The organism is Pseudomonas sp. CFBP13508, from assembly GCF_005233515.1.
GTDB lineage: Bacteria > Pseudomonadota > Gammaproteobacteria > Pseudomonadales > Pseudomonadaceae > Aquipseudomonas > Aquipseudomonas mercuritolerans.
On sequence record NZ_QFZZ01000004.1, the window covers coordinates 442,278 to 465,711 of the forward strand.

Genomic DNA, 23,434 nt, shown 5'->3' on the forward strand with positions numbered 1-23,434 from the left:
CGCTGCGATGAGTACCCCGATTGATCTCACTGCCCTGAAGGAACGTCAGAAAGTCGCTTGGGCCAGTGGCGACTACGCCGTGATCGGCACCACTTTGCAAATCGTTGGAGAAAGCCTCGCCGAGGCCTGCGATCTGCGCTGCGATGAAGAAGTGCTGGATGTCGCCGCCGGTAACGGCAATGCGACCCTGGCAGCGGCGCGGCGCGGTTGTGTGGTGACCTCGACCGATTACGTGGCGGCACTGCTGGAGCGTGGTCAGGATCGCGCCCGGGCCGAACATCTGGAGGTGATTTTTCAGGTGGCCGATGCCGAGGCGCTACCGTTTCCCGATGAAAGTTACGACGCCGTGCTGTCCACGTTTGGGGTGATGTTCGCGCCTGATCAGGTCACCGCCGCTGCTGAACTGGGGCGGGTCTGTCGTCGCGGCGGGCGGATCGGAATGGCCAACTGGACGCCGGAGGGCTTCGTCGGGCAGATGTTCAAGATTCTCGGCCAGCACCTGCCGCCGCCAGCGGTTGCTCAGCCGCCGTCGAACTGGGGCTCGGATGCGTGGCTGCACAAGCAGTTCGATGATCGCGATTTTCTTGTTCGGGTATCCCGCAACCACTTCAATTTCCGCTATCGCTCGGCGGCGCATTTCATTGACATCTTTCGGCACTGGTACGGGCCGGTGCACAAGGCATTTGCGGTGTTGTCGCCGGAGGCCGGGCAGGCGCTGGAGGATGATCTGACGGCGTTGCTCAATCGCTCGAATCGGGCGGGAGACGAGTCGCTGGTAGTGCCGAGTGAATATCTGGAGGTGGTAATTACCAAGCGTTAGTCATGCACAAATGCAGATCTCTGTGGGAGCGAGCCTGCTCGCGAAGGCGGTGTGCCAGACAACCTCGATGTTGATGGAACCACCGCATTCGCGAGCAGGCTCGCTCCCACAGGGGATGTGCTTATTTCAAATGGCCGCGATCAAACCACTCCAGCGCCGTGCGCCAGATGCAGATCCCGAGGAAATAAGCCGACATCAGCAACCACAAACCCATCACCAGCGGATTGATCACTGGGTGATTGAGCACCAGCGACAGGCTGCACAACAGCCAGATCGCCGTCACCGCGATATTGATTGGCATGAAACGACGCACGCGGAACGGGTGCAGGAACTTCATCCGCGTCACCGTCAGCAATGCCAGCGCGATTACGGTGAGGAAGGTAATCCACGGTCCCGGACCAATGATGTACAAACACAACGCAACCACGTTCCAGGCCGCCGGGAAGCCGACAAAATAGTTGTCCTTGCTCTTCATGTTGACGTTGCAGAAACAGAACAGCGACGACACGAGGATCACCGACACCGTCAGCAACAGGGTGTAATCAGGCAGGGGAATGTAGCGGTAGATAAACAGTGCCGGGATGAATACATACGTCAGGTAATCGATGACCAGATCGAGGATCGAACCGTCGAAACTCGGCAGCACCGATTGCACGTTTACCTTGCGCGCCAGTGCGCCATCGAGGCCGTCGACGATCAGCGCCACGCCCAGCCACATCAGGCAATGGATCGGCTGGTTTTCCAGCAGGGCGAGGGTGGCAAGAAAGGCGGTGACCACGCCAGTCGCGGTAAAACCATGGGCGCCCCATGCTTTGAGCCTGGCGATGTGTACGGTGGATATCACGGGGGCGTTCTCCAGAAAGTGAAGCAAGCCGGGTATCGCCCATTATCAGAAAGGGCGTCGGCAAACCGGGTCGGGTTGCAGCTATCGACCGGTTTCGCCGGGATAAGGTTCACCACCCATGAATCTTAGCTGGCTCGCGGAAAATTTCTCGGGTGCGATTTCATCGGTTACCCGGCGTCAGCCCAACGGTGCTGGCGCTATGGCTGCGTCGGTCTATGGTTGCCAGACGCAATCAGGCCGGGGCCTCGGAGGATAACGTCATGAACACCAGCGATTTGCTTGAACAACTGCTGCGAGGCCAGGCCTCGGCGGGACAACAACGCGGGGCTTCGACCGGTGACGGTCTGGGCGGATTGCTCGGTGGCCTGTTGGGCGGCGGCAGTCAGACCGGAGCGGGTGGGGCGGCTGCTTCGGGTGGCCTCGGCGGCTTGGGTGGTTTACTCGGTGGCCTGCTCGGCGGTGGTGGCCTGGGAAGCGCACTTGGTGGCGGTAGCCGAAGCCGTACCGGCGGGACCAATTACGCGGCGCTCGCATCGCTGGGGATGATGGCCTACCAGGCGTACCAGGCCTGGCAACGCAGCCAGGCCAGCAATGCGCCGCAAGATATGCCACAAACCGCCGACCTGCTCGCCGGCCCGCAAATCGAAACCCACAGCCACGCGGTGCTGCGCGCATTGATCGCCGCCGCCAAGGCTGACGGCCGCATCGACGACGCAGAAAAGCACCTGATCAGCAGCGAAATCGGCAAACACACCGCCGATCCGCAGTTGCAACAATGGCTTGATGGCGAAGTCGCCAAGCCACTGGATCCCCGCGAAGTGGCGCAATCCGCTGACGGCGATCCTGCCGTAGCCGCCGAAATGTACCTGGCCAGCGTCATGCTGGTGGACGACCAACAGGACGCCGAACGCAGCTATCTCGATGAGCTGGCCGCAGCTTTACAGATCGATCCGGATCTGCAAGTTCATCTGGAACAGCAGGCGAAAGGACAAGCCTGACGCAACGTCAAAAGATCGCAGCCTTCGGCAGCTCCTACCTTTGGAATACGGTGCAACTGTAGTAGCTGCCGAAGGCTGCGATCTTTTGATCTTCAGCGTCAGTAAGGAAAATCCTCAGGGCACAACCAGAACAGCTCGCATGGTGTTCCTGTCTGCGCAGAGTGCGGCGTTTCGAAAATAAAAAGATCGCAGCCTTCGGCAGCTCCTACATTTGAAATACGGTGCAACTGTAGGAGCTGCCGAAGGCTGCGATCTTATGATCTTCAGAGCCAAATGGCATCCCACAAAGGGTAGTCCCCAAGGCGCGCCATCAGACCGGCTCTTACAGGATTCTTGACTACATGAAGCGCAGCGGCTCTAAGATCCTCATCCCGCCTCAACGCGCGGTCGTAATAACCTCGCTGCCATAATTGTCCCTGGCGACCATGTCTTCGATTGTAAGCCTGGCAACTTCGGGACTTAACGCGACACATAAGATCCGCAAGCGAGCCGTGATCAAGCTCCACTAGCCAATGCAGATGGTCTGGCATTACGACCCAAGCCAGAGAGGTGGCTAACCCGGCTTCACTGCAACGTCTCAGCTCGTTGACCACCAGCCTCCCGTCGTGCCAATTGGTAAAAACACGTTCACGTCGGTTAACCACAACGGTCAGTAAATAAATTCTTCCGGTTTCAGAGTGTCGGCCCATTCTCAGACGACAGGCTTTTGCAGCAGCAGGCATTCCATTGCCTCCCTTTCAAGAACTTGAAAAAACCTTAGCGTCTGCACTCTGTTTAGCCAGCCCAGCCAATTACTGGATGTGTCGTTACAAGCCCCGGCCGCTCCATCCGTCCGGGGCTTTTTTACCTCGATTGAATTTTTCCGCCGCCGTGTCGCTCTTCTGCATAACAGAACCCGTCTGCCATCGGTGCGCTCATGAACAGGAACCTCGACGATTACAACCGCATGCGTGATTTTTCCGCGACGTCGGAACCGGCCGCAGTCAAGCGCTCGGGCCGTAGGTCGGCCAAGGATCATGCCTTGCAGTTCTGCATCCAGAAGCACGACGCTTCGCACCTGCATTACGACTTTCGCCTCGAACTTGACGGTGCCCTCAAGAGTTGGGCTGTGCCGAAGGGGCCGTCGCTGGATCCTTCGGTCAAGCGCTTGGCGATCCATGTCGAGGACCATCCGCTCGATTACGCGACGTTCGAAGGCAGCATTCCCGACGGGCATTACGGCGCCGGTGATGTGATCGTCTGGGATCGCGGCGTGTGGATTCCGCTGGAGGATCCGCACAAGGCCTACGCCAAGGGCCGGCTGAAGTTCGAGTTGCAGGGCGAGAAGCTCGGCGGCGTATGGAATCTGGTGCGCACGCACATGCCGGGCAAGAAGGAGCAATGGTTCCTGATCAAGCATCAGGACAACGCCGCGCGCCCGCAGGATGATTTCGACGTGCTGGTCGCCGAGCCCGACAGCGTGCTCAGCGAGCGCACGATTGTCGGCAAATCGGCGACTGCCGCCGATAAAGCCAAACCGATAAAAAAGGCCCCGGCCAAGCCGCGCAAGCAGGCGTCCGGGCAGCTTACCGGCGCGCGCAAGGCCAAGCTGCCGGCGCTGATCAAGCCGGAACTGGCGACGCTGGTCGACAGCGCACCCGAAGGGCAGTGGAGCTACGAGATCAAATTCGACGGCTACCGGATCATGGCGCGGATTGATCACGACGAGGTGCAGCTGTTCACCCGCAACGGCCATGACTGGACGCACAAATTGCCGCAGCAGGCCAAGGCACTGGCGGCGCTGGGTCTGGAATCGGCATGGCTCGACGGCGAAATGGTCGTGGCCAATGAGCAAGGCGTGCCGGATTTTCAGGCGTTGCAGAATGCCTTCGATGCCGGGCGCAGCGGCAATATCGTTTATTACCTGTTCGACGTTCCGTATCTCAACGGCGTTGACCTGCGCGACGTACCGGTCGAAGAGCGTCGCGCCGCGCTGAGCACCATCCTCGGTGCGCAGAAAGAATCCTCAACGCTGCGTTTCTCCGAAGCCTTCGAAGAAACCCCGGACGCGCTGCTCAACAGCGCCTGTCAGATGCAGATGGAAGGCCTGATCGGCAAGCGTCTCGGCTCGCCTTATGTGTCGCGGCGCAGCGGTGACTGGATCAAGCTCAAGTGCAAGCATCGCCAGGAGTTCGTCATTGTCGGCTACACCGATCCGAAAGGCGCGCGCAGTGCTTTCGGCGCGTTGCTGCTGGGCCTGCACGACCGTGACAGCGGCGAGTTGCGTTATGCCGGCAAGGTCGGCACCGGGTTCAACGAAACCACATTGAAAAGCATCCTCGCCCAACTCAAGCCGTTACTGACCAAGAGCGCGGCGGTGGTCAATCCGCCCAGCGGTTTCGACGCCAAGGGCGTGCACTGGCTGAAGCCGAAGTTGCTGGCCGAAGTGGCATTCGCCGAGATGACCAAGGATGGCTCGGTGCGTCACGCCGTGTTCCATGGTTTGCGCGATGACAAACCGGCCAAGGACATTACAGAGGAGCGAGCGAAGCCTGTGAAAGCTGCCAAGTCCGACAAGTCTGAAAAGACCGAAAAAACCAAAACCGCCGCCAAGCAACCGGCGAAGAAAAACGCCGCCAGCAAAGCCGAAACCGCACCGTCGCAATCAGGACTGGCCGGCGGCAAGGTGCGCATCACCCACCCGGATCGAGTGATCGACGCCGTCAGCGGCACGACCAAAATGCAACTGGCGCAGTATTACGCCAGTGTCGCCGAATACATCCTGCCGCAACTTAAGGATCGCCCCGTCGCACTGGTACGTGCTCCCGACGGCATCGCCGGCGAATTGTTCTTCCAGAAGAACGCCGATCGCCTGGCCATTCCCGGCATCACCGCACTGGACAAGGACGTCACCGGACAGCCAGTGATGATGATCAATAACCCCGAAGCGCTGGTCGGCGCGGTGCAGATGAGCACCGTCGAACTGCACACCTGGAACGCTACAAAGGTGGATCTGGACAAGCCAGATCGCTTCGTCCTCGACCTCGACCCGGATCCGGCGCTGCCATGGAAAAGCATGGTTGAAGCCACCGCGCTGACCCTGACCGTGCTCGATGAGCTGGGACTCAAAGCCTTCCTGAAAACCAGCGGCGGCAAAGGCATTCACTTGGTGGTGCCATTGACGCGCAAGCACGGCTGGGATGAAGTGAAGGACTTCAGCCACGCCATCGTCAGCCACATGGCCAAGTTGCTGCCGGATCGTATTTCAGCGGTATCCGGGCCGAAAAACCGCGTCGGGCGGATCTTCATCGATTACCTGCGCAACGGCCTCGGCGCCACCACCATTTGCGCTTACGCCGCACGGGCACGGGAAGGTATGCCGGTGTCGGTGCCGCTCTACCGAGAGGAAGTCGCTGAAATCAAGGGCGGTAATCACTGGAACATCTACAACGTTCACGAGCGTCTGACCGAAGTCGGCGATGAGCCTTGGGCGGACATGAAGAAGACCCGTCAGACCATCAGCGCCGAAATGCGCAAACGCGTCGGCATGAAAAAGTGATCAGGTGTCGCGCAGCAAGTCGTGGGCGTTGAGCAGTTCGAAGGCGATTTGCGGGTGGTTTTCCAGGCCCTTGCGAATCGCCGCCGGGATCGCCGCGCGAGTCTTGCGACACAGGCCTGGCAGCTCGTCGATCTGAATGGCGATACCGCGCATGGTGCGCACTTCGTTGAATCCGGGGGCGACGTCGACGCGAATGCCGAGTTGCTCGTACATGCGCTGTTGCAGGCGTTTGAGGTCGTCGAGGTCTTTGAGTTGTTCCAAGCGCGCCAGGAGAATTTTTTCCTCGGCACGAGTCAGGCGCAGGATGCGCAAATCCGCGCCAGGCGTTTCCAGCAACGGATCGCGCCCGCAGATGCAGGCGCCGGGTGGGCAGGGTGAGCGCAAGGGCAGGGTCGTCGTCATGGCCTCCATCATAGAGGCCGTTGGACGGATTTGCCTATGCGCACTCAGCGGCCGTCCATCGGCCGCTGCTTCCCTCGTGACTACTGCTGCACGCCTTCGTATTGCACCAGAATGGCGTTGGCCAGGTCTTCATCGCTGGCGTTCAAGCCAGGGTTGGCCTGGCGCACCTGTTGCAGTACCGACTCAAGATAAACCCCACGAATGGCCCCGCCGCTTGCAACGAACGCAGACACGTCGTCACGGGCCGGAATCACCATTTTGTCGTCCTTGAAGGTCGAGTACAGCGACGCGGAAACACCTGCGGAGGTGGCGACGTCACCCGCGTCAACGCGGGCCAGCGCCGAACCGACCGGCAGGCAAAGCATTAAAGAAGAAATCAGGACTAACTTGCGCATGACGTGTTCCTCCACAGGCGCTAAGCAAAAAGGGAAGGGACTACATAACGTCAGAGGTGAACGGCGCGCCGGAGTTCCGTTAGCGCTGAAAACGAAGCGGCGAGGAACCGGGCAAAAAGGCAGATTGTCTACCGCATGCCTGCATTGCCGAGAATCGAACCATGCTCGTCAGAGTCAGCGACAACATTGCCCAACCGGCAGATACGCGAATCGAAGCGCTTTTGCTCGCTGGATTTGTCTGCCTGACCATCGCGCTCGGCCTGTTCCCGCGCAGCCGCGTCGACTGGCTATTGGAAAATGTCTTGGCGTTGGCGCTGGTGTTAGCCCTGCTGCTGGCGCATCGGCGTTTTCGCCTGTCGACGCTGTCGCTGGGGATGCTCTTCGCCTTCCTGTGCATTCATGAAGTCGGCGCGCATTACACCTATTCGCGGGTGCCGTACGATCAGTGGGGCACACTGCTGACCGGCGTCAGCGTAAACAAGGTGCTGGGTCTGGAACGCAATCACTATGACCGGCTGGTGCACCTGAGCTATGGATTGCTGCTGGTCTGGCCGATGCGCGAAGTTCTGCTGCGCCTTACGCCGTTGCGCGGCGCGTGGCTGGCGCTGATGGCCCTGAATATGGTGCTGGCGACGTCGGCGTTGTACGAGTTGATCGAATGGGTCGGCGGCGCTTACCTGGGCGACGACACTGGCCAGGCCTTCGTCGGCGCGCAGAATGATCCGTGGGATTCGCAGAAGGACATGGCCCTGGCGCTGTTCGGCGCCGGGCTGTCCTTGCTGGTGTTGACGCGCTGGCGTCGAGCGCCGCGCTGAGGGATCAGATCACCCCGCAAGCCATGCGATCACCGCCACCGCCCAGAGGCTTGGGCATGTCGGAATGGTTGTCGCCGCCGGCGTGAATCATCAGAGCGTGCCCCTTGATCTCGGAAATTTTCTTCAGGCGCGGCGCCAGCACCGGATAGTTGGCGACACCATCAGCCGTCACATACACCGCTGGCAAATCACCCAGATGCCCGTCAGCAAAAGGGCCAAGGTGCTTGCCGGTTTTCGCCGGGTCGAAGTGTCCGCCAGCGGCCAGTGCTGCGCCCTTGACGCCATCCTTGGTGCCCGCTTCGCAGCTGCCGTTCTCATGAACATGGAAGCCGTGGATGCCCGCCGGCAACGATTTCAGGTCGGGGGTGAAAAGCAGGCCATAAGGCGTCTCACTGACAGTCACCGAACCGATCGCCTGCGGCGCACCGTCGGCGCTGACCAGGTTGATCGCGACTTTCTCCGTTGCCGCCTGTGCGGTGCCGATTGCCAACGTGCCGAGCAGACCAAACCACAGTGCGCGTTTCATAAGCGTTTCCTTCAGCTGCATGAATGTTCGAAGCGCTGGATTGATAGCCGGCCAGGGTTAACCGGCGATGAAGGCGTTATCCAGCGGCGCTGCAATGTGTGACCGGGTTCGCGTTTGAAAAGTTTTGCCGGATTCAAGTCGCCGCTGACATCAGCCGATACGCTCTGTGTCGGCAGTTCCCTGCACATAGGCTTAACTGAAATCCGACAAGCGCAATCCAGCGTGCCCACGGGAGATTCCACGGTGTCGATCAAACTGCGTTTGGTGTTGCTGATTGCGACCAGCCTGCTGACGGCGCTGATCGTGAGCCTGGTCAGTTACGTCGGCAACTTGCGGATGGCCACGGCGGTCGCCGATAACACGGTGAGCATGAGCGCGCTGCGCAATCACATGGAAGCCGACATGATGCACGACGCCCTGCGCGCCGATGTCTACTCGGCGATGCTGGTCGGCCTGGGCAAAAGCACCGCCACCGCGACCGAGGTGCGCGATTCGCTCACCGAGCACGCCGGGCATTTTCGTGAAGTGCTGGATGACAACCTGAAATTGCCGATCAACCCGCAGCTGCGCACGGCGCTGGAGCAGATCAAGCCGAGCCTCGACACCTACATCAAGTCCGCCGAACAGATTGTCGGCGTGGCGCTGGACAAGCCGGATGCCGCCGAGCAGCAGCTTGGTACTTTCAATAGCGCCTTTACTCAGCTCGAAGAGCAGATGGGCGCGCTCAGCGAACTGATCGAAAACAACACCCTGCACACCAGCGAAGGCACCGAAGCGGCCATCCGTCACGCTAATCTTGCGCTGGCAGTGGTGCTGGCCGTCAGTCTGTTGCTGCTGCTGATTCAGGGGCGCTGGGTCATCCTGAGTATCATGGGGCCGCTCAAATCCGCCAGCCGCATCGCCGAAAGCATTGCCCATGGCAATCTCAGCGAACCGATTGTCGAGCCCGCCGGCAAGGACGAAGCCAGCGTGTTGATCCGTACATTGGCGACCATGCAGCGTGATCTGCGCAACATGATCGACGTGGTGCGGCGCAACGCTCACGGCGTCAGTGGCATGAGCGAGCAGCTCAGCCAAGGCTGCCATCAGGTCGCCGACAGCAGCCAGCAGCAAAGCGTTGCCGCTGGGACCATGGCGGCCGCCGCCAGTCAGATGACCGCGAGCATCGAAGAGATCACCCGCCACGCCGAACGTGCCCTGAGCATGGCCAATCAGGCCGAAAACCTGGCCAAGGAGGGGGGCGGGGTGATCCACCAAGTGGTCAGCGACATGGACGACATCGCCCGCTCGGCACAGCAGTCGGCGCAGGTCATCCGCACGCTGGATCAGGAATCCGAGGCAATCTTCAACATCATTCAGGTCATCAAGAGCATCGCCGACCAGACCAACCTGCTGGCCCTCAACGCCGCGATCGAGGCGGCGCGGGCAGGTGAGCAGGGTCGTGGTTTTGCCGTGGTCGCCGATGAAGTGCGCAGTCTGGCCGCACGCACCAGCGCCTCGACCCAGGAAATCGCCGCAATGGTCGCACGCATCCAGAACAGCACGCGCGAGGCGGTCAGCAGCATGGAGGCCGGCGTGGCGCAGGTCGACAAAGGCATGGCGGTGACGGCGGAAGTCGAGCGGGCGATTCGCGAGATCCTCGACGCCACGCTGAACACCACGCAACTGGTCAACGACATCACCCGCACGATTGGCGAACAGAGTATGGCCAGTAACGAAATCGCCCATCAGGTGGAGATGATTGCGGGAATGAGCGAGGGCAATAGCCGGGTGATCGGGCAGACGGCGACGACTACCGATGAGTTATCGAATCTGGCGGGGCAGTTGGCGCAGTCGGTGGATCGGTTTCGGTTGTGATGTTGGGGTAGGCTTGCGGGTTTTCTATTGCCTGAGCCAGCGCTTTCGCGAGCGGGCTCGCTCCCACAAGGTTCGCCAGTGTCGAGTCCTTTGTGGGAGCGAGCCTGCTCGCGAATAGGCCAGCTCTGACAGGATTGAATCAGGCCAATGGTCCCTTAATCAAAACCTGAACGCCTGCCGCCCAACCAACAACCATTTCCCACCCTGTTTCTGCCAGATCTGGAAATTCTCGATCTCGGTCGGAATCACCTCGGTCCCCTTCAACGCCTGTGCGGAGAAGTGGTGGCGCACTAATGCGGTATCGCCGGACATCGTGATGGTCTGCTTTTGCATCTCCAGGGTCTTGAATGCGCTGCGGCCGGTTTCGATGTCGGCGATGAATTCCTGCTTGTCCTGAATCTTGCCGCTGGAGTGGCCGTAGGTCAGGTTCGGCGCGGTTAGAGCGTTCAGTTCGGCGATGTCTTTGTGCAGCATCGCTTGGGTCAGGTGATCGACTGCTTGGGCAACTTCTCTTTCCGCCGGGGCAGGGGCGGCGATGGCGCAGGCGCTGAAGGCGCAGAACAGGCCGATGAGGAGGCGCGACTTGGTCATGGTGTTTCCTTGTTGTTATTGGGTTTGGATGACTGGTTCATTTCGTCAGTCATCGTACAACGTAGCAGGTAATTTTCTGCATGAACAACGAGCGGTTGGCACTGATTTATCAAGTTGCGAAGCGCATCGCGCAAAAAAGTTTGCAGGCCGATGCCTGATCGCCATCATGTTTGGTGCCCGATGGCCGATAAGTCCCTGAGCGGAAAAAGACTTTCAAGTCGGGAACAGACGCGCGGGTTCGCCCTGACGTGATATTCTCCGCGCCAATTTGCTTTGACCTAATTCGGTTGGCCTGCCTTTTCAGCGGGCCGACGGGATCCCTGTCGCTCAAGCAGCTGAAGCCAATAACGATAAGAAGTCAGTTCAGAAGGGACATTAACTGAGGTCGATGCCACATGTCGGCCTTGTGTGCCCACCCGTCAATATTGAAGTGTGCCCGATTGCGCGACGCCAGCCTGAGCGTCAACACAGCGCAACGCAGACTGATAACAACGACGGGCGGAAGGCGTTTTATCATAGGTGCAACAGATGTTTAAGAAAGTGAACACAGCCTTGCTCGGTCTGGCTTTGGCGATGGGGATGTCGTCTGCCAATGCTGCCGAAGCGAAGAAAGTTGACGTCCTGCTGATCGGCGGCGGCATCATGAGCACCACCCTGGGTGTGTGGATCAATGAGCTGGAACCGACCTGGTCGATGGAAATGGTCGAGCGCCTCGATGGCGTCGCCCTGGAAAGCTCCAACGGCTGGAACAACGCCGGTACCGGTCACTCGGCTCTTGCCGAGCTGAACTACACCCCGGAAGACGACAAGGGCAACGTAACGATCCCGAAAGCTGTCGAGATCAACGAAGCGTTCCAGGTTTCCCGTCAATTCTGGGCCTGGCAGGTTCAGCAGGGCGTGCTGAAGAACCCTCGCTCGTTCATCAACACCACACCGCACATGAGCTTCGTGTGGGGCGATGACAACATCAAGTTCCTGAAAAAGCGCTACGAAGCCCTGCAGGCGAGCCCGCTGTTCGCCGGTATGCAGTACTCCGAAGATCCGGCTGTGATCAAGAAGTGGGTACCGCTGATGATGGAAGGGCGTGACCCGAACCAGAAAATCGCGGCCACCTGGAGCCCGCTGGGTACGGACATGAACTTCGGCGAAATCACCCGCCAGTTCGCCGCTCACCTGCAAACCAAACCCAACTTCGATCTGAAACTGTCGAGCGAAGTCGAAGACATCACCAAGAACGCCGATGGCACCTGGCGTGTCAGCTACAAAAATCTGAAAGACGGCAGCAAGACCGAGACCGACGCCAAGTTCGTGTTCATCGGCGCCGGCGGCGGTGCCCTGCACCTGCTGCAGAAGTCGGGCATTCCTGAAGCCAAGGAATACGCAGGCTTCCCGGTTGGCGGTTCGTTCCTGGTGACCGAGAACCCGACGATTGCCGAGCAGCACCTGGCCAAGGCCTACGGCAAGGCTTCGGTTGGCGCGCCACCGATGTCGGTTCCGCACCTGGACACCCGTGTTCTGGATGGCAAGCGCGTCATTCTGTTTGGCCCGTTCGCGACCTTCAGCACCAAGTTCCTCAAGGAAGGTTCGTACTTCGACCTGCTGACCAGCACCACCACCCACAACATCTGGCCAATGACCAAGGTCGGCATCAAGGAATACCCGCTGGTCGAGTACCTTGCCGGTCAGTTGATGCTGTCGGATGAAGACCGTCTGAACGCGCTGAAGGAATACTTCCCGAACGCCAAAGCCGAAGACTGGCGCCTGTGGCAAGCCGGCCAGCGTGTGCAAATCATCAAGCGTGATGAAGCCGCTGGCGGCGTGCTGAAACTGGGCACCGAGATCGTTGCTTCGCAAGACGGCTCGATCGCCGGCCTGCTGGGCGCATCGCCGGGCGCGTCGACCGCTGCGCCGATCATGCTGAGCGTGCTGCAGAAAGTCTTCAAAGACAAAGTCGCAACCCCAGAGTGGCAGACCAAGCTGCACCAGATCGTGCCAAGCTATGGCACCCAGCTGAACAGCGATCCCGCCAAAGTGGCTGCCGAGTGGGCTTACACCGCCAAGATCCTCGAACTGCCGACACCTCCGGTGATCGGTCAGGTAGCTGCTCCGGCGGCACCTGCGGCTGACAAAGCCGTAGCGCCGAAGGAAAACGCTGCACGTGACATGGCTCTGTAACCAGAACCCTGAAACACAAAACCCACTGAACCGGCGACGGTCAGTGGGTTTTTTTTGTACGCCGAACCTGTAGGAGCTGACGAGTGCAACGAGGCTGCGATCTTTTGACTTTGACTTTGACGTTTGAAGATCAAGATCAGGATCAAAAGATCGCAGCCTCGTTGCACTCGTCAGCTCCTACGCTCCTACGTTCCGGCGAAGATTCAGGCTTTCGCGTTCGCCAGGTAGGCCCCCAGGCGCCGACCCATTTCTTCGCCCAGTGCCTGCAATCCGCTCAGCGGCCGTACCATCACTTCGAACTCGACAATCTTGCCGTGCTCATCGAAGCGAATCATGTCGATGCCCTTGAGTTCCTTGCTGCCGACCCTGGCGCTGAATTCGAGAATCACATTCAGGCCATCCGCCGTCGCCAACTCGCGGTGATAGGCGAAATCTTCGAAGACTTCGAACACGGTGTTGAGGATCATCGCCACCACCGGCGCGCCGGGGTAGGGCGTATGGGCCATGGGCGAGCGGAACACAGCTTGCGGATCGAGCAGTTCGGGCAGGGCTTTGAGATTGCCGCTGCGGATCATCGCGTGCCAGCGCTCGAGGGACGCGGCGACGTTGGGCTGCAAGGCGAGGTCGGGCATGGTCACTCCGGTTTTTCTTGTTGTCGGTCGGCAATGACTGTAGATCAACCGCGCCGAAAGTGGATCCTAAAGTCTGAGCCTGAATACCGCTTCATGCCCGAAGCGGATCAGATGCGCATCTGATCCGTATTTTTCTGTTTCATCTGCCTCTGTATTCACTACAGCCACAGGCTCAGAATGCCCCGGCAGTGCGGCCAGTCACCCTCCGACCTCATCCCGCAGCGTCCGGTGCACCGCACACCCAGCATCAAGGAGCGCAACATGTACAAGATGGCGATTTTTCTCGGCGGTTTCCTGACCTTGACCATTCTGATCGGCGTGCTGGCGACGATCTCTCCAGTCTGATCCGCACGCAGCTTTTTCGAACTCTGCCGTTCTCCTGCTTTCAGTTGCAGAACAGGGCCAGCACGCGCCCGTCACTGAAAGTTCGAGGAATGAAACATGCGTACGACAACCTCGCAGGGACGTTGGGTTCCTATCGCTCTGATGGTCGCCGCGTTGACCGGTTGCGCCATGAGCAACACCGATTCACCGGTGCAGACGCCCGGTCAGGCCAAGGCCTCCGACACGGAAATGCTCGAAGTCGGCGCGCAGTGGTTGCAGGACAAACCGCCGATTCGTGCATTGAACATGTACCTCGATGGCTTCCATTTTTACAACGGTCATCCCGGCGCGCAGATGGAAGCTCACCACTATTGCTCGGCGCTCAACGAAGAAGTGTTCCAGTGCGTGATCTACGACGGCAACACCGCTGAAGCCAAGCTGATGGGCGTCGAATACATCATAAGCCAGCGCCTGTTCACGCAATTGCCAGCGAAAGAAAAAGCCCTGTGGCACAGCCACGCTCACGAAGTCAGTTCTGGCCAGCTGGTCGCGCCGGGCATCCCGCAAGTGGCGGAAACGCGCTTGATGGAAAAACTCGCCAATACCTACGGCAAGACCTGGCACACCTGGCATACCGATCAGGACAAGCAACTGCCGCTGGGCGTGCCGCAGTTGATGATGGGCTTTACCGCTGACGGTCAGGCCGATGCGCAAATGGTCCGCCAGCGCGATCAGCGCCTGGGCATTGATAGCGCCGAAAACAAAAAGGCCCGTGCCGAGATCAAACCGGCGCCGGTCGCACCGGGGGCTGACGCGTGGCAGAAGGGTAATGTCATCCAGCTCAACGACCCGACCGGCCATCAACACGTCATGCCGCGTCCGGCCACCTCAGGCGATGAGAATGCCCGGAGCCAGCCGTGATTTACGGCGCGCCGAACAGCATCGTCCAGTAAACACCCTCGTCGCTGCGCGCTTCACTGGCGAAGCCGGCGCCGACCTGAGTGAACATCGGGTTCATCAAGTTGGCGCAATGGCCCGGGCTGGCCAGCCAGCCGGCCATGGCCTTACCCGGTGAGCTTTGTCCGGCAGCGATGTTTTCCCCGACCTGGCGGCCGCGATAACCGGCAGCACGGGCGCGGTCGGCCGGCATGTCACCATCAGGATCGCGGTGGGCGAAATAATTGCCGTAAGCCATGGCCTTGCTGTGGCCCTGAGCCGCTGCGCCGAGGGCGGCGTTCCAGCTCAACGGTCGCGCGGCGGCAAAGCGCTGGCGGCCGCACATGCGCGGCCGGGCGCGGGCGGCATTGACCTCGGCGAGCAACGCCTTGCCAACGCTGCGGTTGTCACCGACGCGGCTGTCGAGCACCGGTTGTGCCAGTACTACCTGCCATTGATTGCGCGAATGGCTGACGCCGATGTCGGCGTAGTTCGCATCCAGCAAGGCGCCGCAATAATCGCTCTGCAACTGATCGAAGGCCTCGTCGGCGTCTTCGGCTCCGATAATGCGGATGCTGCGAACCGTGATTGCTGAATAGCCGGAAGACTTCAACGCCTCGCGCATGCCGCCGCCGTAGCGATAGCCGATCGGCAAGGCCAGATTCGATTTCAACGCCAAAGGCGCCAGACGCTGCGCAGGGCGGCGATCGCAGCGTTGCGGATGGGCGCGGTAATCATTGATGGCGGCCACCAGCTCGCGCTCCGCACTGGCGTGGGCGGATTCAGTGAACAAAGGAAACAGGCTCAACAGGCACAGCGAAACGAAGCGAGACGAACGAACGAGGTGGCGCATGGGACGGACAGCTCTGAAAGGGGACAGCGCTAGAGTGAGGGAGCCGTGTGTGGCGGCGCGAATGAGACTGAAGTTTTGGGACTTGGTTCAGTGGCGGCAAATGCAATTGGATTGCTGTTGTTTGAACCACTGCCTTCGCGAGCAGGCTCGCTCCCACATTGGACTTGCGGCGTACCCGGAACACCCGTGGGAGCGAGCCTGCTCGCGAAGGGGCCAGCCCGGCCAGCGCCTCTATCGCTGGGAAGCAACCACTAGCGGTTCAACACATCCCCCATCCACCGCAAATACGCCCCCCGCTCGGAAATCGAGTTATGCCCCGAGTCCGGCACCACTTTCAGCGTCGCCACACCCGCAGGAAAATTCTCGAACAGCCGCTGTGTACTGCTGCGCCCAATCACTTCGTCATCACTGGCCGCCAACAGCAACGTCGGCGTGCGGATATGCGCCGCGTACTTGCCCGATTCAAAACGATCCTTGAGCAACCAGTTCACCGGCACCCACGGGTATTGCCGTGCGGCGATTTCCTCGAGGCTGTTGAACGGCGTCACCAGAATCAGATTCTGCACCGGCCGCTGACTGGCCAGGCGCACCGCCACCCCCGAGCCGAGGCTGCGTCCGATGACCGCAATCTGCGGGTGGCTGGCGTAGACCTGATCGAACAACGCCAGCGCATCTTCGGCAATCGCAGCTTCGGATGGCGAGCCGGTGCTGCCAGCGAAGCCCCGGTAATGCAGGAAATACAGCGCGTAGTCAGGAAACGCCTCGGTGAACTCCGGCAGATTTCGCGATACGTCCTCGGCATTGCCGCCGAAATAGATCAGCGCCCGCGTTCCGCTGCGCTCTCGAGTGGTCGCCCAGACCTCGGCATCCGGCATCGACAGTTTCAATCGCGAATCCGCTGCACCCACGGCGGCAGGCTGGGGAAACCAGATCAGCGAGCGCTGAAACACGAACAGCACGGCGCACAGCACCAGGTACACGGCAATGATGAAAACGACGAGTGACATCAGGGTTCGGGACATTCGGCTACTTTTAACGGGGTGAGAGGTTGGCTGTGGCAGTGTAGTTCAGCGACTGCGCCTGACAGCCGGCGCACACACCGTGCAACAGATCCGCGCAGCAGGAGGACTCGCATGCGCCACACTGAGGGGTACTCACGTCGCCGCTTGCTCACGCTGGCTGCCCAAGCTGCGGCGCTGCTCACCATTGATCGGGCGTTGGCCAGCAGCGTAGCGCCGACCGCCACTGCGCCGCCCACGGCAGGAGACCAGACCATGCAGACCCGCGCCATCCCTTCCAGCTCCGAGGCACTGCCCATGGTCGGCTTGGGCACCTATCGCGGTTTCGACGTCGCTGCGGGCGATCCGGTTTACCGGCAATTGCCCGCCGTGCTCGAAGCGCTGTTCAGGAAGGGCGGCACGCTGATCGACAGCTCGCCGATGTACGGCCGCGCCGAGCAGACCACCGGTGAACTGCTGTCGATCCACGAACCGCGCTCGCCGGCGTTTCTCGCCACCAAGGTGTGGACGCGCGGGCGCGAGGAGGGCATCGCGCAAATGGAGCAGTCCTTCAGACTGCTGCAAACCGAGCGCATCGACCTGATGCAGATTCACAACCTGCTCGACTGGCAAACCCACTTGCCGACCCTGCGCGAATGGAAGGAGCAGGGGCGGATTCGCTACATCGGCATCACCCATTACACCTCGTCGGCCTATGACGAAGTCGAAGCGGTGTTGAAGGCCGAGAAGCTGGACTTTCTGCAAATCAACTACGCCCTCGATGATCGTGCGGTCGAGAAACGCATCCTGCCGCTGTGCCGCGAGCGTGGTGTGGCGGTGATTTGTAATCGGCCGTTTGGCGGCGGCGATTTGCTCGCCCGGCTCAAGGGCAAACCGCTACCGGCGTGGGTTTCGGATGTGCAGGTCAACAGCTGGCCGCAACTGGCGCTGAAATTTCTCCTGGCGCATCCGGCGGTGACCTGTGTGATTCCCGGGACCAGCAATCCGCGCTACATGGCTGACAACGCCGGAGCCGGTTTTGGGCCGATGTTGACCGATGCGCAGCGGCATCAGTTGATTGCGTTGCTGGGCTGAGCCGGGTCAACCGCGATAGCGCAACGCCTCCAGCAACAACGCAAACGCCGGCGCTGCCTGGCGCCGGCTCGGGTAGTACAGGTGATAACCGGAAAATGCCGGGCACCAGTCTCCCAGCACTTGGACCAGGCGACCGTCCGCCAGAAAGGGCGCGACGACGTTTTCCGGGATGTAGCTCAGACCGAATCCGTCCAGTGCAGCGTCGAGCAACGGGTATACGCCATTCAGGGTGACCTGCCCGGCAACGCGCACCTTCAGACTTTCACCGTCCTTTTCGAACTCCCACGAATACAGCCCGCCATTGGTTGGCAGGCGCAGGTTGTTACAGGCGTGATCGGTCAGGTCGCGCGGGGTTTGCGGCGGATCGCGCCGGGCGAAGTAGGCGGGGGAGCCGACCACGGCCATGCGCATGTCCGGGCCAATGCGCGTGGCGATCATGCCTTGGGCGACGTCTTCGCCCAGGCGCACACCGGCATCGAAGCCCTGGCCGGCGATGTCGACGAAACCATAGTCACAGCAAACCTCGACCGACACATCCGGGTATTGGGGCAGGAAATCCTGCAACACCGGACGCAGGATCCAGTTCAGCGAATGGTCGGTGGCGCTGATGCGGATCTTGCCCGCCGGAGTTTCACGCAGGTTGCTCAGGGCGGCCAGTTCCCCTTCGATTTCATCGAAGCGCGGACCGATGGTTTGCAGCAAGTGTTCGCCGGCCTCGGTCGGCGAAACGCTGCGCGTGGTGCGGGTCAGCAGGCGCAGGCCGAGACGCGCTTCGAGACTGCGGATGGTGTGGCTGAGCGCCGATTGCGACACGCCAAGTTTGGCCGCGGCCTTGGTGAAACTGCGTTCACGGGCGACGGCGAGAAAGGCGAGCAGGTCGGTGGCATTTTCCCGAAGCATTGATGATTTTCCTGCATAAGTTTTTTCGGATTCTAGTCGATTATCCAAAGAGTGCGGATCGCTACAGTGGTTGCATCATTTATTTGGAGGAAACGCCATGAACCCGATTGCTGCTTCTGCACTGACGCTCTCGCTGCTGGCTGGTGAGGTGCAGGCCACTGAAGATCCCCGTGTCACGGTCACACCGAATGGCTCGCAACCTTCGGCCAAAGGCCCTGCTGACTGGTTTACCGGCACGGTGCGGGTGGATGCGCCGTTCAAAGGCACCGATGAGGCGCGGGTCAGTGGTGCGACCGTAACGTTCGAGCCGGGCGCGCGCACTGCATGGCATACCCATCCGCTGGGGCAGACATTGATCGTCACCTCGGGGGCAGGCTTGGTGCAGGAGTGGGGCCAGCCAGTGCGTGAAATCCGCCCGGGCGATACCGTGTGGATTGCCCCGGGCGCCAAACATTGGCACGGGGCAGCACCGACGACGGCGATGAGTCATATCGCGATTGCCGAAGTGCTGGATGGCAAGGTGGTGGACTGGATGGAGCAGGTCAGTGATGAGCAATATCCAAAGACCGAGTGAAACCGCGCCCCTCACCCCAGCCCTCTCCCGAGGGAGAGGGAGCCGATTGGGGGATGCTGGAGACGTTCGGCATTCTGCAAGCGTGGTGGTGAATCCACTCGACCCCTAGCACCCCATGCAGGTGCGCTAACAGCATGCGGCTCACCCCAGGCGTCTCCCGGGGGAGTGGGAGCCGACCGGGGTGTCTTGCGATGTGCATCGACCTGAACTTGCCGTTGCGATTATGGATACACAGAAAGACTTTCACGTCGCTGCACATCCTGAATATACCCGGATCGGTCCCCTGTCCCTTTGGGAGAGGGCTAGGCGGGCGGCGTTCCGATGAGGGGCTTTTCGCTTCAGATCATCTCCGGCAATGAATCCAGAATCTTGTCCAGCGTAATCGGATACTCGCGCACCCTCGCGCCGGTGGCGTTGTAGATCGCATTCGCCACCGCCGCACTAACGCCGCAAATCCCCAATTCACCCACGCCCTTGGCCTTCATCGGTGATGAAATCGGGTCGGTTTCTTCGAGGAAGATCACTTCCTGATGCGGAATGTCGGCGTGCACCGGCACCTCGTATCCGGCCAGGTCATGGTTGACGAAGAAGCCCAGGCGCTTGTCCACCGCCAGCTCTTCCATCAATGCCGCGCCGACGCCCATGGTCATCGCGCCGATGACCTGACTGCGCGCCGACGTCGGGTTGAGGATCCGTCCCGCAGCGCACACCGCGAGCATGCGCCGTACGCGAACCTCGCCAGTGGCGGCATCGACGGCGACTTCGACGAAGTGCGCGCCGAAGGTCGATTGCTGATATTTCTCGGCCAGATCACCGAACTCGATGCTGTCCTCGCCGACCAGTGCGCCGCCTTCAGCCGCATTGCGCAGCGGCAAGCTCTTGCTGCCGACCCGCACCTGTCCATCGGCAAACTCCGCCTGATCCGCGGCCAGCCCGAGCTTGGCTGCCACCGCTTCGCGCAATTTCACGCACGCAGCGTAGACCCCAGCGGTCGAGCAGTTGCCGCCGAACTGGCCACCGGAACCGGCCGACACCGGGAAGTCCGAATCACCCAGACGCACCACCACATCATCGAGACCAACGCCCATCATCTCGGCAGCGGTCTGCGCGATGATCGTGTAGCTGCCGGTGCCGATATCGGTCATGTCCGTTTCAACAACGACCTTGCCATCACGCTCCAGACGCACGCGGGCGCCGGACTTGACCAGCAGGTTGTTGCGAAACGCCGCCGCCACGCCCATGCCGATCAGCCAGCGGCCTTCACGACGGGTGCCCGGTTGCGCCTTGCGCTGATCCCAGCCGAATTTCTCCGCGCCGATCTGCAGGCATTTGACCAGTTGGCGTTGGGAGAACGGCCGCTCGGTTTTCACCGGGTCGACTTGAGTGTCGTTAGCGATGCGGAACAGCACCGGGTCCATCTTCAGTTGTTCGGCCATTTCGTCCATGGCGATTTCCAGCACCATTAGCCCCGGTGCTTCACCCGGCGCACGCATGGCATTGCCTTCAGGCAGGTCGAGCGGGGCGAGGCGCATGCTGACGCGGCGGTTTTCTGCGGCGTAGAGCAACTGGCTCGGTTGCGCGGCCAGTTCGACCTTGCCGTCGGCGAGGTTGCCCGACCAGCCTTCATGGGCGATGGCGGTCAGCTTGCCGTCCGCCGTTGCGCCCATGCGGATGCGTTGGATGGTTGCTGGGCGATGGGTGGTGTTGTTGGCCATTTGCGGGCGGGCGAGGGCGACTTTCACCGGCCGCCCCGCCATGCGCGCGCCGAGAGCGGCGAGGATCACGTCGGCGCGGATGAACAGCTTGCCGCCGAAACCACCGCCGATGTACGGCGAGACCAAACGGACTTTTTCCTTCGGCAGGCCGAGGGTTTTCGCGACGTCACCGACACTCCAGGCGACCATCTGGTTCGAGGTCCACACGGTCAGCTGATCGCCTTTCCACGCGGCCAGTGTGGCGTGCGGTTCCATCATCGCGTGGGACTGGTCTGGCGTGGTGTAGGTTTGATCGAACTGCACCGGCGCGGCGGTGAAGGCCTTGTCGAAGTCGCCGTGATTGACGTCCGGCAGCTCGTCTTTCGGCTCGACGCCGAGGTCTTTGACGCTGGCCAGATCGAACTTGCCTTCGCTGGTCTCGTAATCGACCCTGACCAGTTGCGCGGCGGCGCGGGCCTGTTCGAAGGTTTCGGCAACCACCAATGCAACGGCTTGCTGGTAGTGCTGCACTTCGGGACCGGCGAGCAGATGTGCGGCGTTGTAATCGCCTTTGTCGAGCTTGCCGGCATTCTCGGCAGTGACGATTGCGAGTACGCCGGGCGCGGCTTTGGCTTCGTCGAGATGAATGGCTTTGATCCGCCCTTTGGCGATCGCCGAGTCGACCATGAAACCGTAGGCCTGATTGGCCGCCGCTTCATGTTGCTCGTAGGCGTAAGTGGCCTGGCCGCTGGTTTTCAACGGGCCTTCGATGCGCTCGGTGGGCTGGCCGACGACTTTCAGGCGGTCGATGGGATTGGTGGTGGCGGGCGTGTCGAATTTCATGCGGTTTCCCTCGCTTGCGCCAACACCGAAGCCAGCGTGCGCTCGACCAGTGTCAGTTTGAATTGGTTGTCATCGGTGGGTGTCGCGCCTTCGAGCAGGCGTTCGCTGACCGCTTTGGCGCCCTTGGGCAACAGCGCTTCAGCGGCTTCGACCCGCCACGGTTTCGGCGCGATACCGCCGACGGCCACGCGGCCGGTACCGTCCTTTTGCAGGATCAAACCGACCGAGACCAGGGCAAACGCGTAAGACGAGCGATCCCGCACCTTGTGATAAATGTGCGTGCCGCCAACTGGCGCAGGCAGGGTCACGGCGGTGATGAATTCACCGGGCGTGAGGCTGGTTTCGATGTTCGGCGTGTTGCCCGGCAATTGATGGAAATCGGCCATGGGAATGCTGCGCGTGCTGCCGTCAGGCTTGACCGTTTCGATCTGCGCATCGAGTGCGCGCATGGCAATGGCCATGTCGCTCGGGTGGGTTGCAATACAAGCGTCGCTGACGCCGATGATCCCCAACTGCCGGGTGACCCCGCCGATCGCCGCGCAACCGCTGCCGGGGTTGCGCTTGTTGCAGGCCTGGTGGGTGTCATAGAAGTACGGGCAGCGGGTGCGTTGCAGCAGGTTGCCGGCGGTGGTCGCCATATTGCGCAGCTGCCCGGAAGCCCCGGCGAGCAAGGCGCGGGAGAGCAGGGCGTAGTCCTTGCGCACGCGCGCGTCGGCGGCCAGATCAGTGTTGCGCACCAGCGCGCCGATGCGCAGTCCGCCTTCGGGTGTTGCTTCGATCTGGTCCAGGCCGAGGTGGTTGATATCGATCAGGTGCACCGGGGTTTCGATGTCGAGTTTCATCAGGTCGAGCAGGTTGGTGCCGCCGGCGATGAACTTGGCGCCTTCGACTTGCGCAGCCTGGGAAGCGGCTGCGGCAGGCGAGTCGGCGCGGCTGTAATTGAAGGCTCTCATGCCGGCACCTCCGCGACTTCAGTGATGGCTTCGATGATGTTCGAGTACGCGCCGCAGCGGCAGATATTGCCGCTCATGCGCTCTTGCAGTTCGGCGGCGATCAGCTTCGGCGGCTCGGTCAGGCTCGGGCTGACGTGGCTGGGAATGCCGTCGCGGATTTCCTTGAGCACCGCGACCGCCGAGCAGATCTGCCCAGGGGTGCAATAGCCGCACTGGTAACCGTCGTGCTTGATGAACGCGGCCTGCATCGGGTGCAGCTTGTCCGGCATGCCGAGGCCTTCGATGGTGGTCACCTCACTGCCGTCGTGCATCACCGCGAGGGTCAGGCAGGAGTTGATCCGCCGACCGTCGGCGATCACCGTGCAAGCGCCGCACTGGCCGTGGTCGCAGCCTTTCTTGGTGCCGGTCAGGTGCAGGTGTTCGCGCAGGGCGTCGAGCAGGGTAGTGCGGGTGTCTACTTCGAGGGTTTGCGGTTTACCGTTGACTTGCAGGGTAACTTTACTCATGGCCGGTTGCTCCAGACTGGCCGCGTAGGCCTTGAGGCTGATAAAGGGGGGCATGGCGAACGCCGTCGCGGTTACGGCGCCGAGGATCATGAAATTGCGTCGGGAAATCGGCATGGTTCGATTCCTTTTCTCTCATCGGGCGGCAGGATTGCAAAAGGCCCAAAC

The 23,434-nt window shown here is 61.0% G+C and carries 23 protein-coding genes; 10 read left to right on the forward strand and 13 right to left on the reverse strand.

Annotated features, from left to right (window positions below; genetic code table 11):
* Positions 1–7 precede the first annotated feature (7 nt).
* The gene (locus PspCFBP13508_RS14240; protein WP_137214878.1) at positions 8–820 is read left to right on the forward strand and encodes a class I SAM-dependent methyltransferase; all 813 of its coding nucleotides are present in this window, start codon (positions 8–10) and stop codon (positions 818–820) included.
* A gap of 121 nt (positions 821–941) precedes the next feature.
* Here PspCFBP13508_RS14240 and pcsA read toward each other — a convergent pair whose 3' ends face one another.
* Positions 942–1,664: a phosphatidylcholine synthase gene (pcsA, locus tag PspCFBP13508_RS14245; RefSeq protein WP_130911042.1), complete on the reverse strand. Its 723-nt coding sequence runs from the start codon at positions 1,662–1,664 to the stop codon at positions 942–944.
* A gap of 260 nt (positions 1,665–1,924) precedes the next feature.
* Here pcsA and PspCFBP13508_RS14250 point away from each other — a divergent pair, with 260 nt between their 5' ends.
* On the forward strand, positions 1,925–2,662 hold the full coding sequence (locus tag PspCFBP13508_RS14250; RefSeq protein ID WP_137214879.1) for a tellurite resistance TerB family protein: 738 nt from the start codon (positions 1,925–1,927) through the stop codon (positions 2,660–2,662).
* Between the two features lie 263 nt (positions 2,663–2,925).
* Here the strand turns inward: PspCFBP13508_RS14250 and PspCFBP13508_RS14255 are convergent, their stop codons facing one another.
* Positions 2,926–3,384: a transposase gene (locus PspCFBP13508_RS14255; protein WP_137214880.1), complete on the reverse strand. Its 459-nt coding sequence runs from the start codon at positions 3,382–3,384 to the stop codon at positions 2,926–2,928.
* Positions 3,385–3,578: 194 nt separating this feature from the next.
* On the opposite strand from PspCFBP13508_RS14255, the gene ligD reads away from it, so the two are divergent.
* Positions 3,579–6,200, forward strand: coding sequence for a DNA ligase D (ligD, locus tag PspCFBP13508_RS14260; RefSeq protein WP_137214881.1), 2,622 nt, complete (start codon positions 3,579–3,581; stop codon positions 6,198–6,200).
* On the opposite strand, the gene PspCFBP13508_RS14265 is transcribed toward ligD, so the two are convergent.
* Entirely contained in the window at positions 6,201–6,602 is a 402-nt protein-coding gene (locus PspCFBP13508_RS14265; RefSeq protein WP_178083677.1) for a hypothetical protein, read from the reverse strand.
* 80 nt (positions 6,603–6,682) lie between these two features.
* Entirely contained in the window at positions 6,683–6,997 is a 315-nt protein-coding gene (locus PspCFBP13508_RS14270; RefSeq protein ID WP_016775151.1) for a DUF2388 domain-containing protein, read from the reverse strand.
* Positions 6,998–7,158: 161 nt separating this feature from the next.
* Between PspCFBP13508_RS14270 and PspCFBP13508_RS14275 the strand changes: the two genes are divergently transcribed.
* Positions 7,159–7,812, forward strand: a complete 654-nt coding sequence (locus tag PspCFBP13508_RS14275; RefSeq protein ID WP_137214882.1) for a DUF2238 domain-containing protein — start codon at positions 7,159–7,161, stop codon at positions 7,810–7,812.
* 4 nt (positions 7,813–7,816) lie between these two features.
* On the opposite strand, the gene sodC is transcribed toward PspCFBP13508_RS14275, so the two are convergent.
* Positions 7,817–8,338 carry a superoxide dismutase family protein gene (sodC, locus tag PspCFBP13508_RS14280; protein ID WP_137214883.1) on the reverse strand — a complete coding sequence of 174 codons (522 nt, stop codon included), beginning with the start codon at positions 8,336–8,338 and terminating at the stop codon, positions 7,817–7,819.
* 243 nt (positions 8,339–8,581) lie between these two features.
* On the opposite strand from sodC, the gene PspCFBP13508_RS14285 reads away from it, so the two are divergent.
* Complete coding sequence (locus PspCFBP13508_RS14285; protein WP_137214884.1) at positions 8,582–10,195, forward strand: methyl-accepting chemotaxis protein; 1,614 nt, start codon at positions 8,582–8,584, stop codon at positions 10,193–10,195.
* A 159-nt stretch (positions 10,196–10,354) separates the two neighbouring features.
* On the opposite strand, the gene PspCFBP13508_RS14290 is transcribed toward PspCFBP13508_RS14285, so the two are convergent.
* The gene (locus tag PspCFBP13508_RS14290; protein ID WP_130911035.1) at positions 10,355–10,786 is read right to left on the reverse strand and encodes a nuclear transport factor 2 family protein; all 432 of its coding nucleotides are present in this window, start codon (positions 10,784–10,786) and stop codon (positions 10,355–10,357) included.
* A gap of 528 nt (positions 10,787–11,314) precedes the next feature.
* Between PspCFBP13508_RS14290 and mqo the strand changes: the two genes are divergently transcribed.
* Positions 11,315–12,961, forward strand: coding sequence for a malate dehydrogenase (quinone) (gene mqo, locus PspCFBP13508_RS14295; protein ID WP_076563408.1), 1,647 nt, complete (start codon positions 11,315–11,317; stop codon positions 12,959–12,961).
* Positions 12,962–13,164: 203 nt separating this feature from the next.
* Here the strand turns inward: mqo and PspCFBP13508_RS14300 are convergent, their stop codons facing one another.
* Positions 13,165–13,593 carry a nuclear transport factor 2 family protein gene (locus tag PspCFBP13508_RS14300; RefSeq protein WP_137214885.1) on the reverse strand — a complete coding sequence of 143 codons (429 nt, stop codon included), beginning with the start codon at positions 13,591–13,593 and terminating at the stop codon, positions 13,165–13,167.
* Positions 13,594–13,770: 177 nt separating this feature from the next.
* Between PspCFBP13508_RS14300 and PspCFBP13508_RS27435 the strand changes: the two genes are divergently transcribed.
* Both PspCFBP13508_RS27435 and PspCFBP13508_RS14310 read left to right on the forward strand, forming a co-directional pair.
* Positions 13,771–13,938, forward strand: a complete 168-nt coding sequence (locus tag PspCFBP13508_RS27435; protein WP_178083676.1) for a hypothetical protein — start codon at positions 13,771–13,773, stop codon at positions 13,936–13,938.
* Between the two features lie 141 nt (positions 13,939–14,079).
* Positions 14,080–14,838, forward strand: a complete 759-nt coding sequence (locus PspCFBP13508_RS14310) for an OBAP family protein (RefSeq protein ID WP_241669523.1) — start codon at positions 14,080–14,082, stop codon at positions 14,836–14,838.
* Between the two features lies 1 nt (position 14,839).
* On the opposite strand, the gene PspCFBP13508_RS14315 is transcribed toward PspCFBP13508_RS14310, so the two are convergent.
* Both PspCFBP13508_RS14315 and PspCFBP13508_RS14320 read right to left on the reverse strand, forming a co-directional pair.
* Positions 14,840–15,706, reverse strand: a complete 867-nt coding sequence (locus tag PspCFBP13508_RS14315) for a CAP domain-containing protein (RefSeq protein WP_137214887.1) — start codon at positions 15,704–15,706, stop codon at positions 14,840–14,842.
* Between the two features lie 251 nt (positions 15,707–15,957).
* Positions 15,958–16,728: an alpha/beta fold hydrolase gene (locus PspCFBP13508_RS14320; protein WP_137214888.1), complete on the reverse strand. Its 771-nt coding sequence runs from the start codon at positions 16,726–16,728 to the stop codon at positions 15,958–15,960.
* Between the two features lie 111 nt (positions 16,729–16,839).
* Between PspCFBP13508_RS14320 and PspCFBP13508_RS14325 the strand changes: the two genes are divergently transcribed.
* Positions 16,840–17,799: an aldo/keto reductase gene (locus PspCFBP13508_RS14325; RefSeq protein ID WP_178084489.1), complete on the forward strand. Its 960-nt coding sequence runs from the start codon at positions 16,840–16,842 to the stop codon at positions 17,797–17,799.
* Between the two features lie 6 nt (positions 17,800–17,805).
* Here PspCFBP13508_RS14325 and PspCFBP13508_RS14330 read toward each other — a convergent pair whose 3' ends face one another.
* Positions 17,806–18,699, reverse strand: a complete 894-nt coding sequence (locus PspCFBP13508_RS14330) for a LysR family transcriptional regulator (protein ID WP_130909474.1) — start codon at positions 18,697–18,699, stop codon at positions 17,806–17,808.
* Between the two features lie 97 nt (positions 18,700–18,796).
* Here PspCFBP13508_RS14330 and PspCFBP13508_RS14335 point away from each other — a divergent pair, with 97 nt between their 5' ends.
* Positions 18,797–19,273, forward strand: coding sequence for a cupin domain-containing protein (locus tag PspCFBP13508_RS14335; RefSeq protein WP_137214889.1), 477 nt, complete (start codon positions 18,797–18,799; stop codon positions 19,271–19,273).
* A gap of 338 nt (positions 19,274–19,611) precedes the next feature.
* Here the strand turns inward: PspCFBP13508_RS14335 and paoC are convergent, their stop codons facing one another.
* The 3 genes from paoC to paoA are packed head-to-tail and all read right to left on the reverse strand — an operon-like array spanning position 19,612 to position 23,383.
* Entirely contained in the window at positions 19,612–21,810 is a 2,199-nt protein-coding gene (paoC, locus tag PspCFBP13508_RS14340; RefSeq protein WP_137214890.1) for an aldehyde oxidoreductase molybdenum-binding subunit PaoC, read from the reverse strand.
* On the reverse strand, positions 21,807–22,763 hold the full coding sequence (locus PspCFBP13508_RS14345; protein WP_137214891.1) for a xanthine dehydrogenase family protein subunit M: 957 nt from the start codon (positions 22,761–22,763) through the stop codon (positions 21,807–21,809). The genes paoC and PspCFBP13508_RS14345 overlap by 4 nt, the downstream gene beginning before the upstream one ends.
* On the reverse strand, positions 22,760–23,383 hold the full coding sequence (paoA, locus tag PspCFBP13508_RS14350) for an aldehyde dehydrogenase iron-sulfur subunit PaoA (RefSeq protein WP_016775137.1): 624 nt from the start codon (positions 23,381–23,383) through the stop codon (positions 22,760–22,762). The genes PspCFBP13508_RS14345 and paoA overlap by 4 nt, the downstream gene beginning before the upstream one ends.
* Positions 23,384–23,434 lie beyond the last annotated feature (51 nt).

Coding starts and splice junctions, on each gene's coding strand:
- PspCFBP13508_RS14310 (WP_241669523.1), top strand. CDS start 14,080: ATGGTCGCCGCGTTGACCGGTTGCGCCATGAGCAACACCGATTCACCG.
- PspCFBP13508_RS14335 (WP_137214889.1), top strand. CDS start 18,797: ATGAACCCGATTGCTGCTTCTGCACTGACGCTCTCGCTGCTGGCTGGT.
- paoC (WP_137214890.1), bottom strand. CDS start 21,810: ATGAAATTCGACACGCCCGCCACCACCAATCCCATCGACCGCCTGAAA.
- paoA (WP_016775137.1), bottom strand. CDS start 23,383: ATGCCGATTTCCCGACGCAATTTCATGATCCTCGGCGCCGTAACCGCG.
- PspCFBP13508_RS14315 (WP_137214887.1), bottom strand. CDS start 15,706: ATGCGCCACCTCGTTCGTTCGTCTCGCTTCGTTTCGCTGTGCCTGTTG.
- PspCFBP13508_RS14250 (WP_137214879.1), top strand. CDS start 1,925: ATGAACACCAGCGATTTGCTTGAACAACTGCTGCGAGGCCAGGCCTCG.
- PspCFBP13508_RS14255 (WP_137214880.1), bottom strand. CDS start 3,384: ATGCCTGCTGCTGCAAAAGCCTGTCGTCTGAGAATGGGCCGACACTCT.
- PspCFBP13508_RS27435 (WP_178083676.1), top strand. CDS start 13,771: ATGCCCCGGCAGTGCGGCCAGTCACCCTCCGACCTCATCCCGCAGCGT.
- PspCFBP13508_RS14265 (WP_178083677.1), bottom strand. CDS start 6,602: ATGACGACGACCCTGCCCTTGCGCTCACCCTGCCCACCCGGCGCCTGC.
- PspCFBP13508_RS14270 (WP_016775151.1), bottom strand. CDS start 6,997: ATGCGCAAGTTAGTCCTGATTTCTTCTTTAATGCTTTGCCTGCCGGTC.
- PspCFBP13508_RS14320 (WP_137214888.1), bottom strand. CDS start 16,728: ATGTCCCGAACCCTGATGTCACTCGTCGTTTTCATCATTGCCGTGTAC.
- ligD (WP_137214881.1), top strand. CDS start 3,579: ATGAACAGGAACCTCGACGATTACAACCGCATGCGTGATTTTTCCGCG.
- PspCFBP13508_RS14330 (WP_130909474.1), bottom strand. CDS start 18,699: ATGCTTCGGGAAAATGCCACCGACCTGCTCGCCTTTCTCGCCGTCGCC.
- sodC (WP_137214883.1), bottom strand. CDS start 8,338: ATGAAACGCGCACTGTGGTTTGGTCTGCTCGGCACGTTGGCAATCGGC.
- mqo (WP_076563408.1), top strand. CDS start 11,315: ATGTTTAAGAAAGTGAACACAGCCTTGCTCGGTCTGGCTTTGGCGATG.
- PspCFBP13508_RS14300 (WP_137214885.1), bottom strand. CDS start 13,593: ATGCCCGACCTCGCCTTGCAGCCCAACGTCGCCGCGTCCCTCGAGCGC.
- PspCFBP13508_RS14325 (WP_178084489.1), top strand. CDS start 16,840: ATGCGCCACACTGAGGGGTACTCACGTCGCCGCTTGCTCACGCTGGCT.
- PspCFBP13508_RS14290 (WP_130911035.1), bottom strand. CDS start 10,786: ATGACCAAGTCGCGCCTCCTCATCGGCCTGTTCTGCGCCTTCAGCGCC.
- PspCFBP13508_RS14275 (WP_137214882.1), top strand. CDS start 7,159: ATGCTCGTCAGAGTCAGCGACAACATTGCCCAACCGGCAGATACGCGA.
- PspCFBP13508_RS14345 (WP_137214891.1), bottom strand. CDS start 22,763: ATGAGAGCCTTCAATTACAGCCGCGCCGACTCGCCTGCCGCAGCCGCT.
- PspCFBP13508_RS14240 (WP_137214878.1), top strand. CDS start 8: ATGAGTACCCCGATTGATCTCACTGCCCTGAAGGAACGTCAGAAAGTC.